The organism is Cognatishimia sp. WU-CL00825 (assembly GCF_040364665.1).
Lineage (GTDB): Bacteria > Pseudomonadota > Alphaproteobacteria > Rhodobacterales > Rhodobacteraceae > Cognatishimia.
Genome location: NZ_BAABWX010000001.1, coordinates 1538171 through 1554431, shown reverse-complemented (window position 1 = coordinate 1554431; position 16261 = coordinate 1538171). Strand labels below are relative to the sequence as shown.

Genomic DNA, 16261 nt, shown 5'->3' with positions numbered 1-16261 from the left:
TGCGTTTAACTTGTGTATCTTGGGCCAAAAGCAAACCAGAGGCAGTCATGTTTGATCCGCATATTGCAGAAATCCGTTTTGGCACGGGTCTGTCACCCACAGCCCAACCGCCACAAAGCATCCAAGACATGCTGAACGGTTTAACGAGCCCGGATCATATGGCCACCCGCTTTCCAATCGAACCCTATGACCAATTCCGTCACCGCGTCGCGGCCTTTAACGATGTGCGCCGGACTGAACGGAAAAACCGTGGCACAGAACTGGCCGAACGCATGGCCAAAGAACGGAAATCTTTGGTCAAAGATGCCCGCACCACCTATGCAACCACATTCCGCAACGCACTGCTGCGCCGCGTCCATTCTGAAACCGGACTGCGCGAGCGTCTGGCGTTTTTCTGGGCCGATCACTTCACCGCCCATGGCAAAGTCATGATCGTGAAATGGGCCACCTCACCCTATGTGCAAGAGGCCATTCGCCCCAATATCACCGGCACTTTCGCGGATCTTCTTATCAGCGCGGTCACCCATCCGCTGATGTTAAACTATCTGGATCAACAGCAATCGGTTGGCCCAAACAGCAAACGCGCAACTCCCAAAAACCAACGCGGTCTAAACGAAAACCTCGCCCGCGAAGTGTTGGAATTGCACACTTTGGGCGTGGATGGTCCATATTCCCAAGCCGACGTACGTCAGCTCGCGGAATTGTTCACCGGCATGGGCTATGACCGGGCAGGGGCGTTTAAATTTGATCCGCGCGCGGTTGAACCGGGGCACGAGACGGTTTTGGGCAAATCTTATGGTAGCAACGGCGGTCTGCGCGACATCCAGGCGGCGCTACGCGATCTGGCCAACCATCCGGTGACCGCCAAACATATCGCCACCAAGCTTGTGCGGCATTTCATCAGCGATCAGCCAGATCCAGATCAGGTCAAAGCTGTCGAAACTGCCTTTTTGCAAACCGGTGGTGACCTGATGGCGCTCTATCAGGCGATGTTGGATCACCCTGCCAGCTGGACCACCACAGCGCAAAACGTCAAACTGCCAATTGATTTCATAGCCAGCGCCCTGCGTGCGTTGGACATCGGCGAACCCTATTTGACCCGTAGCCGCGAAAAAGATCTGCGCAATATCCTGTACATCCCGTTACAAATCATGGGGCAACCCTGGGAAAAGCCTAACGGTCCAGACGGCTGGCCCGAAGAAAATAGCCACTGGATCACCCCGCAATTCATGGCGGCGCGTCTGCAATGGGCGCTGGCCGCCCCGCAGGCGCTGCGACGCACGTTACCCGATCCGCGGACCTTTGCCTCCGCTGCGCTGGGCAACCGTTTGACCCAGGAAATTCGTTTCGCCGCCGAGGCCGCAGAAAACCGTTGGGAGGGCATTGCGCTTGTGTTGTCCTCGCCCGCGTTTCAACGACAATAGGAGCCGCGCTGATGAGCCTGTCCCGCCGCAAGTTTTTATCGCAAGCCACATTGCTTGGCTGTTCCGCTGCCGCCAGCCCCTTGTTGACGCCGATCAGTCTGGCATCAGCCCCTGGCGATCGTCGTCTGGTGGTGATCATCCTGCGTGGCGGCATGGATGGTATCGATGTATTGCGCCCCTGGGGGGATGCCGAATTTGGCGCGTTGCGTCCAAATCTTGCCAAAGACCAAAACAGCAATCTACAAATCACAGATTTTCACGGAATTCATCCAGCCTTAAAAGACCTTTTGCCACTTTGGAGGCAGGGCGATTTGGGGTTTGTACAAGCCACATCAACGCCTTATCGAAACAAGCGCAGCCATTTTGACGGTCAAGACTTGCTCGAAGCGGGCACCGCCGACCTGGCCCCATTGGGCCGTCGCACGGGCTGGCTGAACCGCATGTTGCCGCACCTTAAAGGGGCCAAGGAGCATACGGCCTTTGCCTTGGGCCGCGAAGATATGCTGTTGTTGGCTGGCTCCGCGCCGGTGTCCAATTGGTCGCCAGAAGTGGACTTGACCCTCTCATCTCAGGGTTTACGCCTCTTGGAATTAACCATGCAAAATGATCCTGAAATGGCGGCCGCCATGGCCGAGGCCATTCGCCTTGCGGGCTCTGACGGGGATTCAGTGACCTTTGATCTGGAACCCCAGGGCATGATGGATGAAATGATGGCCGACGCCAAAGACGCCCGCACCGGTCGTCCACATCTGAAAATCGCGGATTTTGCCGCCGAGCAGCTCAAGGCAGAAACCCGCATTGCGTCGTTTTCGATTTCCGGCTGGGACACCCATGCCCAACAACAGCGCGCACTGAATACGCCGCTCAAGCGTCTGTCAGAAACCCTTTTGCGCCTAAAGACCCAATTGGGTGCGCCCATTTGGCAGGACACCACCGTTTTGTGCATGACGGAATTTGGCCGCACCGTGCGCGAAAATGGCACAAAAGGCACCGATCACGGCACCGGTGGCACGATGATTATGGCAGGCGGTGCCATCAATGGGGGGCGGGTGCTGGGCGACTGGCCCGGTCTGTCAGAACCGGATCTATATCAGGCACGCGACCTGATGCCCACAAGTGACGTACGGTCATGGGCCGCCTGGGCGATGCACGACAGCATTGGCATTTCGCGCACAGCCTTGCAAAGCGAGGTGTTTGCCGGGCTGGATATGGGCGTTTCCCCGGGGCTGTTGCGCTAGTCACATCGCCTGTCGACTCACCAATCGTTGCTGCAGCATCAAGGTCAGTTGTGCTTGTTTTTGATCCAAAGCCTTGCCCTTTTCATGGGACAGGCGCAGCGCATCTACGGCAGATTTCAATGCCAGATCCCCAGCGCTCAGGGCGATGCCGCATAAAAATGGCACAACATAGCTGAACATCTGATCATCTTCGGGCTGGGCCAAAACCTCGGCGGCGTGGGCCAGATCATCCAAATAGGCCATTGGATCGGGGGTGATTTTTTCATCATGTAAAGCGCGCAGGCCGCTGGGAACCCGTTCGGTGGGCAAATGACTTAAGATGCAAGTTTGGAATGCCACTAATGATTCCAGAGGCTTAGAGAGGAAGTGATCCGCACCGGCGCTGCGGCAAGCCCGCGCTAATGTGTCGTCCCCCGAGGTGGCAATCAGCACCGAGACCCGCGGGTCAGTTTGGTTAAGATCCCGGATCAGATCCAGCCCGGACCCGTCTGGCAACCCAATATCAATCACCGCGACAGACGGCCGGTACACCCGCAGGTGTCGCCGTGCAGATCGTAAACTGTCAGCACGCCGAATGCGGGCCCCGCTTTTCAGGCAAATCAAGCGCAAAGCCTCGCTGGCAAAACGGCTGTCTTCGACCACCAAAACCGTCAACCCCAACAGGGGCCGGCGGGCTGTGGGCTTGCCCAGATATCCAAGACTGTTGAACTCGTCCATTGCCTCCTCCTGCATTTTCATAGGGCTAGGCTAAGCAAGCAAGTGCTAACAGCAGGTTAAAAGCCCGCGTCGGCGTGTCGCTTGTGTGTTGCGCAGGCTTTGCCCATAACGACAGCACTTAAGACATACACAAAGGAGAGACCGATGATCGGCCGCCTGAACCACGTAGCAATCGCTGTTCCTGATCTAGACGCCGCTGTGGCGCAATATAAAAATGCCCTAGGGGCCACCGTGGGCGCACCACAAGACGAGCCGGATCATGGCGTGACCGTGGTGTTTATCGAATTGCCAAATACCAAGATCGAGCTGTTGTACCCGCTGGGCGAGGACAGCCCAATCAACGGCTTTCTTGCCAAAAACCCAGCTGGTGGCATTCACCACATCTGCTATGAAGTCGAAGACATTCTGGCAGCCCGCGATAAGTTGAAAGACTCCGGTGCGCGCGTTTTGGGCAGCGGTGACCCAAAGATCGGGGCGCATGGCAAGCCTGTGCTGTTTTTGCATCCCAAAGATTTCAACGGTTGTCTCGTCGAACTTGAACAGGTCTAAAGCCAATCTTGGCCTTGTAGGCCCCTAAATTGATGCTAAGTCAGGGCCAAGCGCCCTGACACCCGTGTTCTCAAAGGAATTGCAATGTCCATCACCTCTGCCATCGTCTTATTTGCCGTCATCTGGTTTATGATGTTTTTGGTGGTTATTCCCATTCGGTTGAAAACCCAGGGGGATATGGGCTCTGTTGTGCCGGGCACCCAGGCGGGGGCACCTGAACATCATAACCTCAAGAAAAAAGCATGGATCACCACTGCGCTGAGCGCGGTTCTATGGGGCATCTTATTCTGGGTGATCACCACGGGCCAGATCACCGTGCGGGATTTTGATTGGATGGATCGTTTGCCGCCAGTGTCTGAAAGCTAAGGCTTTTTAAGGGTATTTGGCTTAGGACAAATGGGCTGAAAAACCTTTGCGCTGCTCTAGTTTGTGAAAAATATGGGTGAAGGTTGCCGCGCCCAAGACCGGCACCAGCAGATTGACCAGCGGAATGGTCAACGGGATCGCCATCAAAACACCCGCAGCCCAAATGGTCACACGGTGTTCGCGGCGTAGATCTTTTGCCCCCAAACGACCCACGCGCCGCATCGCCGCAATGGTGAAATACTCTCGTCCCAACAAAAATCCGTTCAGTCCCCAGAAAATAAACGGGGCCAGCGGCGGCAGCGCCAAATAGAGCAGCAACGCGCCAATGTTGGCCACGATCAGCAGGCCAAGAAAGCTGAGCGTGTCTTGTATCGCCTCTGACAGCGGCACCGGGGTGGCGGCGGGCAGGCCCGGATAATGCCGGTCTTCGACCGCATCAGCCACCTGTTCCAAAAACAGCGACGTAAAGGCCGAGGACACTGGCACCATCAAAAAGATCGACAGCACCAAAACCACCAGAAAAGACCCGATGCCAATCACCAACCCCAAGCCATCAGAGCTGCCCACAAACCCGGCCAGCGTCTCTTTGACGTTAAACCAATCTAGCACGCCCAGCAAAAGCAAATAGGCACCGACCAACAGCGCCAGCGTCAGGCCAATGCCAGTGATCAGAACTTTGCGAAACCGGTGATCTCCCAATTGCCCAAGGGCTTTGACAAAAGCGTTTAGGATTAGGCCGACGGCCATATGACTTTCTCCTCAAGGTTGGGGCGTGGGCGGTCCGGCGGGGCGAATTTCTCGGTTCCAATGTGGATCAATCCAGCCAAGGCCTCGTGGTCTTGCAGCCCCAGTCCCGCGCTTAAAAAACCGCGATCATGTGACATCACACCGCTGAGCCAATTGGCCCCCCAACCGGCGGCCAGCGCCGCATTCAACAGCGCCAAACAAACGGCACCGGCTGAATAGACCTGTTCTATCTGGGGCACCTTCGCCACCTCTACCGGGCTTGACACCACCGCAATCGCCAGTTGGCCCGTGTCAAATTGAAAGCGCGCCTTTTCCGTCTGGGCCGCGTCAAGCGCAAGCGCCTGGGCGCGCTGACCGGCCAGATCACCCAATTGCGCCAGCTTGGCCTGATCCAGCACGATCAGCCGCCAGGGTTCCAATTTACCATGATCTGGCGTGCGCAACGCAGCCTCCAGAATTGGCATCAGCGCAGCTTTCTCAGGCACTGGCAAGGTGAGGGTTTTGGCAGGGCGCGAGCGGCGGGTCAGCAGAAATTCAAGCGCGGCAGGGTTTGGGGTCGGCATATGTCTCTCCGGTGCGTCTGCGCATGTGATCTGCGCAAAGTCAAAATTCGCGTAATTGGCTGGGCTGCTGCGCGATTGGCAATCTCCGGGCTGTCTTGGCCCTCAAATAGGTACAGGGGGGCAGGCTCGCAACCTTTCTGCACAAATTAATTCAGTGACCTGAAGGTTTTGGTCAAATCACGCAGGCCGTTACCGGCGGCATCGTCTGGGGCTTTTGTCATTGTTTCACGGACCCAGACCATTGTTTGCCCTAAATCTATACGCGTGAGCACGCCGCGCCTTTACAGGCCGCACCCTAGGTCCAAAACCAGCGCAGCAAAGCAAGGCACAGCCCGCTTGCAACAATCAAACCCAGCCGCTGCAAAAGCCAGCTAAGCGGTGTCGTCGCGCGCCACCACATAAACCCCTTCGGGCAAATCTAGGGCGGCGGCCAGGTCTTCGGCCTGTCGCATCGAAAGGGTGATTTTCTCAACCTTGTCGGTGCGCGGGTCAAGTTGCTCAATTGTGATACAATCTTCAAAAAGATTGATGGCGATGTCTTCTTGCAGATGGGCGCTGCCTTCATCCACCAGTGTGACGATGGTCGAGTCAAACTCGTGCTCGATGCTGAACATGTTCTCAGCCTAACCGACAAGGGAAAATTGGCAAGCCCCTGAGATCACGTTGAAATTACGAAAAAAATTTCAAATAGCTGCGCTGTTGTCTTTCTTTGTGCAGACGAAGCCCCTAATCTGAGCGCAAAGGAGCCTGCAATGCCAGTCGATATCTGTAAAACGGCCCTAAGGGTTCTGGCGTTTTGCGTGCTGACATCCTGTGCCGCGCCGATTGATTTTGCAGCGCAGGACGCAGCGGAATTGCCTGATGCAAACAGCTTTGAGGGCATCGCCGCTCGCATCGCGCCTGTGGCGCAACACACCTGCGAAGCCTTTGGCCTTGCCATAGACTGCCGCATTCAGATCTTTCTTGCCTCCACCAAAACCGAAACCTCAAATGCCTTCCAGTCCTTTGACAACCGGGGCCGCCCCTTCCTTTTGGTGACACCAGAATTGCTGGACGAGGCCAAAAATGCTGATGAGGTGGCGTTGGTTTTGGGCCACGAGGCCGCACATGCGGTATTTGGGCATTTGCACATGCGCAGCGATGTCACAGAAAAAGAAGCGCGCGCACTGGCCAAAGTTCTGCAAGCCCAGGATGGCAAAATCAAATCAGAAGCGCAGGCCCAGATGGTGCGGGCGTTGTTTGGCGATCGCTCAGCACGGCGGCATGCGGAACTAGAGGCGGATGCATTAGGGGCCTTGTTGGCGCGCGAAGCGGGTTATAATGCGGCGCGGGGCGCGCGTTTTATCGAACGTATCGAAGACCCTGGCCGACATTTGCTCAGCACCCACCCGTCAAACAAACAGCGTTTGGCTGCCATTACCCGTGCACTGAAATACGGGCGTTTGCCCAGAATGCCCCAATGAACCAGAATGCCCCAATGAACCAGAATGCCCCAATGAACGAGCTCGGCCTCGCCCGCTGATCCAAACTGCGCGCTGGCAGCTTGGCCTTGCCTTGGGTAATGTCACAGGGCATCAAACGCACCTTCAACACTGCCTGCGGATCCATCACATGCTTTCAATCAAACCCATCGCCAGTCTGTTGCTTGTGGCCTCTGTTATGGCAGGCTGTGTCACCCCAAGCCCCACGTCGCAAAACCCACAACGCAACGCCTCTGCCGCGCCAACCTTTGATGCCACTGGTCCACAGGCACTGCGCTTTCAACGCGTCATTGCCCGTATGGAACCCATCGCAGAACGCATCTGCCACAACCACACTGGGGGCGCGGAGAACTGTGACTATCAGATCGTGTTGGACAAGCGGGCAGGGGCCCCGTCAAACGCTTATCAATCGCAAGATAATACAGGTCGGCCGGTGTTGACCTTTACGGCGGCCATTCTTGCAGAGTTTCGAAATGATGACGAATTGGCCTTTGTGCTGGGCCATGAAGCCGCGCATCACATTGCCGGCCATATCGCGCAGACTCGCAAAACAGCAACCGTTGGCGCCTTGGTTGGCGGCACCGTTGCGCTGCTTTTGGGCGGAGGCGACACCGCCGTAGATATCGGGGTTGATCTGGGGGGCACCGTCGGGGCGCGGGCGTTTTCCAAAGATCACGAACTGGAGGCCGACGCTTTGGGCGCGCAGATCACTCAGGCTGCTGGCTATGACGCCCTGCGCGGCGCGGCCTTTTTCCAACGCATTCCAGATCCCGGAGATCGGTTTCTGGGCAGCCACCCGCCCAATGCCCAGCGCATCGACATCGTGCGGCAGACCGTCGGCCAAACCGGGACGGGGTTTTAGATGCGCCAGATCCTGAATGTGGTGACCGACCGCGGCAGCAAATACGCGGTCACCGGCTTTGCCGTCACCAGTCGCACCGACGTCGACGCAGCGCTTAAGCAGCTTAAAAAAGACAAAAAATTTGCCAAGGCCACCCATAACACCTGGGCGGTTCTTCTGTCCGAAGGCGCGCCGATCAAAGGCGATGATGGCGAAAGCGGGGCCGGCATGGTAATCATGCGCATGCTTGAACGCGCCGATCTGCGCGATCACATGATTGTGGTCACCCGCTGGTATGGCGGCACAAAGCTGGGCGGCGACCGTTTTCGGCGGGTGCAGGATTGCGTGCGCGCCTACTTGGAAAGCCCCTAGCGCCGTCGACTTGACATAGGTCAAAGCAGCCGCACAGACCCCATGTCACCCTTTGGTAAAACCGGAGGACAAACATGCCCGAGCGCGCAACAATAAAAAAACATACCTATCTCTTTGATACAATGGCTGAAAAACTCGGCCATGACATGCAAAAACACGTCCAGGACCACGACATCTCTATGTCCGAGGTCGCCGATGCCGTGTTGCGTTGCGCCAATTGCAGCAACCCAGACAATTGCGCCAACAATCTGGCCGCGCAGAAATCCCTGCAAAACCCGCCGAGCTATTGCCAGAATATCCCCCTGTTTCAAGAGCTCTGAACTCCGGCTTTTGCCCCTTGACCAAGCGTTTCCTCCCCTGACCAACAGGTCAGATGACCCGCAGCGCAGATTGTGTTATTCTGCCTGCGGGGATGCTTTCTGACCCTTGATCGGAGGCATGATTATGACGTTCAAATCGACTTACCTGCTGCTTGGCCTACTGACGCTGTCAGCCTGCGCCACTCCGCAAGAGCAATGCCAGCGGGACGCTTTCAAAAATGTCAAAGCGCTCGAACAAGCCGTGGCAACAGCCCAGGCCAATATTGACCGCGGCTATGGGCTGCAGCGCGAGCCCAGAACAACCTTTCGCTATGGCATTTGCAACCAAGCCGGTGTGCTCACCACCTGTCTGCAAAACCGCACCGACGTCAGAACCAAACCCGTGGCGCTTGATCTGGCCGAAGAGCGCCGCAAATTGGCCTCTGCCCAAAAACGCCTGACCCAGGAACGCGCCCGCGCCAGTAAAGTGGCCGCCCAATGCGCCGCGCAATACGCCACATAACGTAGGGTGGGGGTCCACCCCACCACAACCACCCCCCATTCACGCGCGCGCAGAAACCACCATAGGCCGGGCTTCAGCCCGGCAAAACGCGCGCGTTAACGCAACCGAAACCGCTGCCGCAGCCCAAGACCTAGGAAGAAGAGCAATGCATAGCCAAACACGGTTTGAACAGCAGATAAGAGCTTGAGTTGGCTTGTCAGTGTCGCCACATGTTGTTCGAAATATACGCGCTGAAAACCAAAGAACTTAAATATGTTGGCAAAAGAAAACCCTGTTGCGTTCCAATAGTCATTTATTGAAGGCAACAGGACATCTAACGAGTTTGATGAAACTCCCAACTTCCCTCCGGCATAGAAGAACGCTGGTAAAAGGCACAAAAGAAAGAGAGCGATCGTAGGTCGCCGGAGCGAATGCCCGTAATCTGAAAGTAACCAATAGAGGGTGTACAGGGGGCGATTAGAAATGGATTGTGATTGGCGAAGAAATTTCATTTCGCGGCGAAAAAAGAAATGCTCGTCTTCTGGTAGGCCCTGTTTGGCCAACACTTGCCGAATTATAGCACAAGAATCTTTTGCCTGCGCTGCGGTTTGGTGGGTTTCTCGGGGCCAATGAGCTTTATCTGCCGTAAAGACTGAGCTCTCATGAAGCAGCGCACCTCTAAAATTTGGATAGTACTCAAGAAAAAAAGCATTTCGGAAACTTGTTGGTTTTTCAAATTGGCTATCGGAAAAATCAACGTATCCGGAAATTCCCTTGGATATTGTTCCAAACTTGGATTTAACAAAGTAAGAATACTCACGAAAGACAGTTCGACTTAACGAAACACCCTGTTTAAATGTAGCGTCTTTGAAGTTTGTTATTCCTTCAAAATTAGAGCTTGAAAAGTTTGTTTCTCCTTCAAATGTCGCAGCGCTAAAGTTGGTTTCACTACGAAATTGGGCACCTCGGAAATTTGCTTTGTTTTTACATCTAATTTTTTGAAAATTGGTGCGAGTGGCGAAATTTACATTTTTGAATGAACTATGCAAAAAGACAGTTTCACTGAAGTTAACATCATCATTGAAAGAACAAAAATTGAAATACGTCTCTTGCTCAAAGTTAGCTTTGTGAAACAAGGCCCGTTCATAAAAGGTCGTGTTTTCGAAGTTTGTTTTGCCCGCAATTCTTACACCTGAAAATATGCAAACCTTTTTAAATTCAGTTCCAATGAGAGATAGATCACAAGTGAAGTGTGATTTGTGAAAATCAGCGACGCTCCGAAAAACTGAATTTCCCATTTTGACGTCGGCGGGGAAAATATATTTCCGGAATTCGAGAGGCGCTATAAAACGAGTGCCAGACATTTCTATATTATCTGCAGGGTTTAGAAGTGAGGATAAGCCTTCTGAGGTTAAGGATATACCTGACTTTGGGTTCTCTTTCAGCCAACGTTCTTTGAACTTCCGGTGTATTTCGCTTGCGAGACGTGGCCAACCTTCTAATTCAACTAACTCAAGGCCAGTCTGTTCTGCTAATGTTACCTTTTGTTCTGGGGGTATATTTTGGCAGGCCCAAGCATTCCAGACTTCGCGGTTTTTTTCACGGTTAACAGGTCCCAAATCGGGCCCTTCCTCCCCATACAGCGTCATCAGCACATACCAAGGGTTCTCATTCGCGGGCTTCAACCCATCCGCAACATCAGCCATCAATCCATCTCGTCATCAAAATACGCCCCCACCACCTTACGCCCACACCGCCCAATGACAACCGTAGGGTGGGGTTCTACCCCACCTTGGCCCCACCAAACCCCACCTCACCAATCTCCCCATTTCCAAACCCGCAGAATCCCGCTACACCGCGCCCATGTCACAGCCAGCGAACCCGCCCAGCCTCCGCCCTGATCTTGCAAACGCACAGGTGCAATCTGACCTCCGCAAAGACCAGCCCAACATCGGCATGGTCTCTTTGGGCTGTCCCAAAGCCTTGGTGGACAGCGAACGCATCCTGACCCGTCTGCGCGCCGAGGGTTACGGCATCTCTCCTGAATACGCGGGCGCTGATGCGGTTATCGTCAACACCTGCGGGTTTCTGGATTCAGCCAAGGCGGAATCCCTAGATGCCATCGGCGAGGCGCTCAAGGAAAACGGCAAAGTGATTGTCACCGGCTGTCTGGGGGCCGAACCCGATTACATCCGCGAACACCACCCCAAGATCCTGGCTGTCACCGGCCCGCATCAATACGAACAGGTGCTGGATGCCGTGCATTCCGCCGTGCCGCCATCGCCAAACCCCTTTGTGGATCTGCTGCCCGCCGCCGGCGTCAAACTGACCCCGCGCCATTTCAGCTATTTGAAAATCGCCGAAGGCTGTAACCACAAATGCAAATTCTGCATCATCCCGGACATGCGCGGCAAACTCGCCAGCCGTCCGGTGCACGCCATCCTGCGTGAAGCTGAAAAGCTGGTGCAATCAGGCGTCAAAGAACTGCTGGTGATCAGCCAAGACACCTCGGCCTATGGGCTGGATCGCAAATATTCCACCCACCCGTGGAAAGACCGCGAGGTGCGCAGCCACATCACCGATTTGGCGCGTGAATTGGGCCAAATCGACCCCGACATCTGGGTGCGCCTGCACTATGTTTATCCATACCCGCATGTGCGCGACCTGATCCCACTGATGGCAGAGGGGTTGATCCTGCCCTATCTGGATATCCCGTTCCAACACAGCCACCCAGACACGCTCAAACGCATGGCCCGCCCGGCCCATACCGCCAAAACCCTGGACGAAATCGCCCGCTGGCGCGCCGCCTGCCCAGACATCACCCTGCGCTCGACCTTTATCGTTGGCTACCCCGGCGAAACAGAGGCCGAATTCCAACATCTGCTGGATTGGATGGACGAGGCCCAACTGGATCGCGTCGGCTGCTTTCAATATGAAAACGTCGACGGCGCGCGGTCAAACGACCTGCCAGACCACGTCGCCCCCGAAGTCAAACAAGACCGCTGGGAACGCTTTATGGAAAAAGCCCAGGCGATTTCCGAGGCCAAATTAGCAGCCAAAGTCGGCACCACCCAGCAGGTCATCGTGGATGACATCGACGCAGACGGCATCGCCACCTGCCGCACCAAAGCCGACGCGCCAGAAATCGACGGCAATCTGTTTATTGACGAAGGCACTGACGGGCTGAAGGTTGGTGATCTGGTAGACGTGGTTGTCGATGAGGCGGGGGAGTATGATCTGTGGGGGTGCATTCCGAAATAAAAACTCTCTGGGAGAGAGTTTCAGGACTGCACGGGCGGAGCCCTAAGCCAACCAAGTGACCCGCGCCATCGCACGAGTGCCAAGCTTGCCATCGAGGCAAGCCCGCCACTGCTCTGCCCATCGCAGAGCACTATCCCCCCAATCGCACAGGGCAGCGCCCGACCCTGGGAGGAAGCAATGCGCCCTCCTACCCAGCACGCCGAACTCTTCCCCCCCCCACATTCTCCCCAAACCCTGCGCTAGATCAAAGTCGGGCACGCCGCTGCTCTGCTACACAAGCGCAAACCAACCACACGACGGGTGACTTCATGAACATTGCCTACACGATGGCGACAGAACACGGGGCGACAGATATGCTGTTGGCCGATACGGCGCAGCAGCTGACCGATGCCGGTTGGCGGCCTTGTGGGATCGTGCAGATCAACACCAAGACCCAAGGCGACCATCGCTGTGACATGGATGTGAAAATTCTGCCGGGCGGCCCAACCATTCGCATTTCGCAATCCTTGGGGGCCCATGCGCGCGGCTGTCGGTTGAACCCATCAGCACTCGAACAATCCGTATCGGCTTCGGCGGCAGAATTGGCCAAGGGCGCAGATGTGTTGATTGTGAACAAATTTGGCAAACACGAAGCCGAGGGCCGGGGCTTTCGCGATTTGATCGCCGAGGCTTTGGTGCAAGACGTGCCGGTGATTGTCGGCGTCAATCAACAGAACCTGCAAGCGTTTCTGGATTTCACGCAGGGGCTGGCCACGTTCCTTGAGCCACAACAGAACAACTTGCTGGGCTGGGTCAGCGGTCTGACGACCAAAACCAACGCCGCCTGACGACATACCCACGCGCCCAACATAGCGCTGGGCCTTTGCCAATTGCGCCCGACCTTGCCGCCGCCCTAGCGAACTGTGCTGGCCGGGCAGCCATTGATATTGATCAAAGCGTTTTCCCAGGCCTTTTGGGCGTCAAACCCGGCAACCTGCCAATCGTCATCTGATTTACGCGGGATCATGCCGCGCTTGATCATATAGCTGGGCCGATAGGTCGGCGGACCGTTCAAAGCAACTGCGCGGCAAGTCTCATGCAAAAACGCCCCCTCTGGGTCGCGCAGTCGTGTGATCACCAATTTCAGCTGATTGATGGTCTCAAACGAATAGCCAGAAAAAATCCAGCCGTGCAATTCCTGCACCGCCACATGGGCGCTTTCGTCTCGCACGCGCTGCTGATCAAACAGGGCGAAATTTGAATAGGCCCAAAACACCTGGATGGCGTCTTCAAATCGCTGTTCTTGTACACAGCCACGCACCGACCCCGCCAGATGCCGCGCATCCATGTCTGGGGTCAAATCGCCAAGCGTCAAACAAGGTTCCGCGGCAGCGGGCTGGGCCAAAATACACAAGACGGATATGGCCAGAGGACCAAGCGCTTTCAAAGGGATCTCCTGAATTGGGTCACAGGGCTGTGTGCCGGGGCTGAGTGACGGGGTGTGCGTACAGTCTATCTGCGCTTGGCCTCTCGCCAAAATCACAACTTCGTCGGTGCGCAATGTGTTGATGTGAATTTGCTCTGAAGCGAAGTTTCGAACGCTTATACCGGCCGCGCGAAAACTGGGGTGCGAATCGTACGTTTCAGGCCTTGAAACGTACAAATTGTACAAATAATCAGGAATTTAGCCTGCGGGTTTGGTCAGGGCAACACCGTTGTCCCTCTCAATTGGGGCTCCATGGAACTTCCAAGCTTGCAGCGCCGCGCTGCAATGCGTACCCCTTGGGTGTCAGGTTTAGGTAAGGGTCAAAAAGATGCGCATACTCAAATTTCTAATGCTGGTCGTTGTGGTTTTGGTCGTGGGTATTATCGCGCTGTTTTTGCTGTTACCCGATGAAAAGATTGCCAAAATTGCCGCTGACCAAGTCAAAGCGCAAACCGGCCGCAGCCTTGGATTTGAGGGCGAAGTGAATTTTAGTTTCTTCCCGGATCTTGGTGTTTCCACTGGGCCTGTGACGCTAAGCAATGCCCAATGGTCTGACGGTGGCCCGATGTTTCAAGCGCAGGGCGCGACAATCGGCGTAGATCTATTGGCGTTGCTTGGGGGCGGTATTCAGGTCAAGGATATTACACTTAAATCTCCTAACATATTGTTAGAAAAGGCAAAAGATGGACGTGTGAATTGGGATTTGTTTGCAGAGCCAGCCTCTGAAACCCACGGCGACGCCGCCCATGCCGAAACCAAAGAGCCCCAAGACCACGCCGCTGAACCAGCCTCTGGTTTCACCCTGGATCGCCTGAAAATCAGCAATGCACAGCTGCGCTATGTCGATCACGCAGGCAGCGCCTACGAGCTCAAAGAACTTGACGCCAATCTGGCCTGGGGTGGGGACAAAGCAGAGATTTCCCTGTCTGTGGTGCCGGTATCTGATCAGGTAGAACTGACCGCGACAATCGCCAATCTAAATGACCTTTTAGTTGGTGACATAACCGAAATTACAGCGCAAATTCAAAGTGTTGGCAATAAAGTCGTTTTTGACGGTCGAGCTTCGATCGCGCCCGAAATCGCAGGCTTGCTAGAGGCAAAACTGCCCAAATCCGCAGCCTTGATGGCGGCCTTGGGATTGGGACAAATTGATTTGCCCAGCGCTGATTTCAAAGGCGACGTGACCCTGACCAAAGCGCAGTTGTTTAGCCTACGCAATGGGGATCTCACCCTTGCTGGCAACGCGCTGCTGGCCGAAGCTGACATAGACCTTGCGGGAAAACCCAATGTCACCGCCAATATTCAGGCGGGCGATCTGGACCTTAGCCCGTTTTTAGCCAGCAAAGACAGCACTTCTGAGACAAGTTCAGGCTGGTCAACAAGCCGTATTGATGCCAGCGCACTTTCGCTTTTTGACGGTTCTATCGCGCTGTCTGCCTCTTCTATTGAAACGGGCTTTCTGACCTTCGGTGCCTCGCGCCTGAACGTCGATATTGATCGCGCGCGTGCGGTTGCCACCTTGCATGAACTGAACGGCTATGAGGGCGCGGTTACCGGGCAATTTGTGGTCAACAACCGCAACGGATTATCGGTTGGTGGCAAAATGGATCTTGCAAATTTACAGCTCAAAGAGTTGCTGACTGATCTTGTTGATATCAATAGGTTTGCCGGACAAGCCAATGCAAACATTGCATTTTTAGGTGCAGGGGACTCTGTTGATGCCATCATGAAATCCTTGAAAGGGGATGGGAGCTTCAACGTTGGCCAGGGTACGATTTCTGGTGTTGATCTGGACAAGCTGTTTCGGGGCACACCCGGCGGCGGTACCACCGTTTTTGACAGTATGTCTGCCAATTGGACAATTTCAGCGGGCATTCTAAGCAATGATGATTTACGCCTTGAACTGCCCAGCGTGCTTGCCAAAGGCGCCGGTGTTATCGGCTTGGGCAACCAGGATATCGATTACACATTGACCCCGCAATTGCGCAACGACACGGAAACAGGCGTGGCCGTTCCAGTGCGTATCAAAGGTCCCTGGTCCAGCCCCAAGATTTGGCCTGACCTAGAAGCGGTGATCAATCAAAATCTTGCCGAAGAGAAAAAGGCTTTGGAAGAAAAAGCCAAACAAGCTGTGGCCGACAAATTGGGTGTAAGCCCCACAGAAGGTCAATCCATCGAAAAAGCTGTCGAAGAAAAAATAGAAAAGAAGCTGGAAGAAGAACTTGGAAATGCTTTGAAAAACCTGTTGGGCGGCGGCTAGTTCTGCGTTGACATAATCATGACGCCGTGACACCCATGGCGTCATGAAACCAGCAAATGTCTTTTTTGCCGCCTATTATCACCTGCCAAAATAACGGCGGGTTTTTGTGTTGTAACCGTCGCGTGGCTGGCGGTTACAGGGTTTTTCCCAATATTTCCAGCAACGTGGCCGAAATA

Annotated in this window: 18 protein-coding genes; 12 read left to right on the top strand and 6 right to left on the bottom strand. The window is 55.0% G+C overall.

The window, feature by feature from the left end:
* The first annotated feature begins 47 nt into the window (after positions 1-47).
* Positions 48-1424, top strand: coding sequence for a DUF1800 domain-containing protein (locus ABXG94_RS07770; RefSeq protein WP_353533310.1), 1377 nt, complete (start codon positions 48-50; stop codon positions 1422-1424).
* 11 nt (positions 1425-1435) lie between these two features.
* Entirely contained in the window at positions 1436-2662 is a 1227-nt protein-coding gene (locus ABXG94_RS07765; protein WP_353533308.1) for a DUF1501 domain-containing protein, read from the top strand.
* Here ABXG94_RS07765 and ABXG94_RS07760 read toward each other — a convergent pair whose 3' ends face one another.
* Positions 2663-3379 (bottom strand): response regulator, encoded by a 717-nt coding sequence (locus tag ABXG94_RS07760; RefSeq protein ID WP_353533307.1) that lies wholly within the window; start codon positions 3377-3379, stop codon positions 2663-2665.
* Between the two features lie 144 nt (positions 3380-3523).
* Here ABXG94_RS07760 and mce point away from each other — a divergent pair, with 144 nt between their 5' ends.
* Both mce and ABXG94_RS07750 read left to right on the top strand, forming a co-directional pair.
* Entirely contained in the window at positions 3524-3928 is a 405-nt protein-coding gene (mce, locus tag ABXG94_RS07755) for a methylmalonyl-CoA epimerase (protein ID WP_353533306.1), read from the top strand.
* 84 nt (positions 3929-4012) lie between these two features.
* Entirely contained in the window at positions 4013-4294 is a 282-nt protein-coding gene (locus ABXG94_RS07750) for a DUF1467 family protein (protein ID WP_353533304.1), read from the top strand.
* Positions 4295-4315: 21 nt separating this feature from the next.
* Here ABXG94_RS07750 and ABXG94_RS07745 read toward each other — a convergent pair whose 3' ends face one another.
* The 3 genes from ABXG94_RS07745 to ABXG94_RS07735 all read right to left on the bottom strand — a co-directional run bounded on the left by ABXG94_RS07745 (position 4316) and on the right by ABXG94_RS07735 (position 6218).
* Entirely contained in the window at positions 4316-5041 is a 726-nt protein-coding gene (locus ABXG94_RS07745) for an EI24 domain-containing protein (RefSeq protein WP_353533302.1), read from the bottom strand.
* Positions 5026-5604, bottom strand: a complete 579-nt coding sequence (locus ABXG94_RS07740) for a nitroreductase family protein (RefSeq protein ID WP_353533301.1) — start codon at positions 5602-5604, stop codon at positions 5026-5028. Before ABXG94_RS07740 ends, ABXG94_RS07745 begins: the two co-directional genes overlap by 16 nt.
* 371 nt (positions 5605-5975) lie before the next feature.
* Positions 5976-6218 (bottom strand): DUF8831 family protein, encoded by a 243-nt coding sequence (locus tag ABXG94_RS07735; protein ID WP_353533300.1) that lies wholly within the window; start codon positions 6216-6218, stop codon positions 5976-5978.
* 138 nt (positions 6219-6356) lie between these two features.
* Here ABXG94_RS07735 and ABXG94_RS07730 point away from each other — a divergent pair, with 138 nt between their 5' ends.
* The 5 genes from ABXG94_RS07730 (at position 6357) to ABXG94_RS07710 (ending at position 9120) form a co-directional block, all read left to right on the top strand.
* Complete coding sequence (locus tag ABXG94_RS07730; protein ID WP_353533299.1) at positions 6357-7067, top strand: M48 family metalloprotease; 711 nt, start codon at positions 6357-6359, stop codon at positions 7065-7067.
* Between the two features lie 148 nt (positions 7068-7215).
* A complete protein-coding gene (locus tag ABXG94_RS07725) occupies positions 7216-7947 on the top strand; it encodes a M48 family metalloprotease (protein ID WP_353533298.1) in 732 nt (243 codons plus the stop codon).
* Positions 7948-8298 (top strand): YigZ family protein, encoded by a 351-nt coding sequence (locus ABXG94_RS07720; protein WP_353533297.1) that lies wholly within the window; start codon positions 7948-7950, stop codon positions 8296-8298.
* Positions 8299-8372: 74 nt separating this feature from the next.
* On the top strand, positions 8373-8618 hold the full coding sequence (locus ABXG94_RS07715) for a DUF6455 family protein (protein ID WP_353533295.1): 246 nt from the start codon (positions 8373-8375) through the stop codon (positions 8616-8618).
* A 124-nt stretch (positions 8619-8742) separates the two neighbouring features.
* On the top strand, positions 8743-9120 hold the full coding sequence (locus ABXG94_RS07710; protein WP_353533293.1) for a hypothetical protein: 378 nt from the start codon (positions 8743-8745) through the stop codon (positions 9118-9120).
* Between the two features lie 95 nt (positions 9121-9215).
* Here the strand turns inward: ABXG94_RS07710 and ABXG94_RS07705 are convergent, their stop codons facing one another.
* Positions 9216-10805: a pentapeptide repeat-containing protein gene (locus ABXG94_RS07705; protein ID WP_353533291.1), complete on the bottom strand. Its 1590-nt coding sequence runs from the start codon at positions 10803-10805 to the stop codon at positions 9216-9218.
* 157 nt (positions 10806-10962) lie between these two features.
* Here ABXG94_RS07705 and rimO point away from each other — a divergent pair, with 157 nt between their 5' ends.
* Together rimO and ABXG94_RS07695 are read left to right on the top strand one after the other, a co-directional pair.
* Positions 10963-12360 (top strand): 30S ribosomal protein S12 methylthiotransferase RimO, encoded by a 1398-nt coding sequence (gene rimO, locus ABXG94_RS07700; protein WP_353533289.1) that lies wholly within the window; start codon positions 10963-10965, stop codon positions 12358-12360.
* A gap of 308 nt (positions 12361-12668) precedes the next feature.
* Positions 12669-13187, top strand: a complete 519-nt coding sequence (locus ABXG94_RS07695) for a DUF2478 domain-containing protein (protein ID WP_353533287.1) — start codon at positions 12669-12671, stop codon at positions 13185-13187.
* Between the two features lie 65 nt (positions 13188-13252).
* Here the strand turns inward: ABXG94_RS07695 and ABXG94_RS07690 are convergent, their stop codons facing one another.
* Complete coding sequence (locus ABXG94_RS07690) at positions 13253-13786, bottom strand: hypothetical protein (protein ID WP_353533286.1); 534 nt, start codon at positions 13784-13786, stop codon at positions 13253-13255.
* A 367-nt stretch (positions 13787-14153) separates the two neighbouring features.
* Here ABXG94_RS07690 and ABXG94_RS07685 point away from each other — a divergent pair, with 367 nt between their 5' ends.
* Positions 14154-16085 carry an AsmA family protein gene (locus tag ABXG94_RS07685; protein WP_353533285.1) on the top strand — a complete coding sequence of 644 codons (1932 nt, stop codon included), beginning with the start codon at positions 14154-14156 and terminating at the stop codon, positions 16083-16085.
* Positions 16086-16261: the final 176 nt, after the last annotated feature.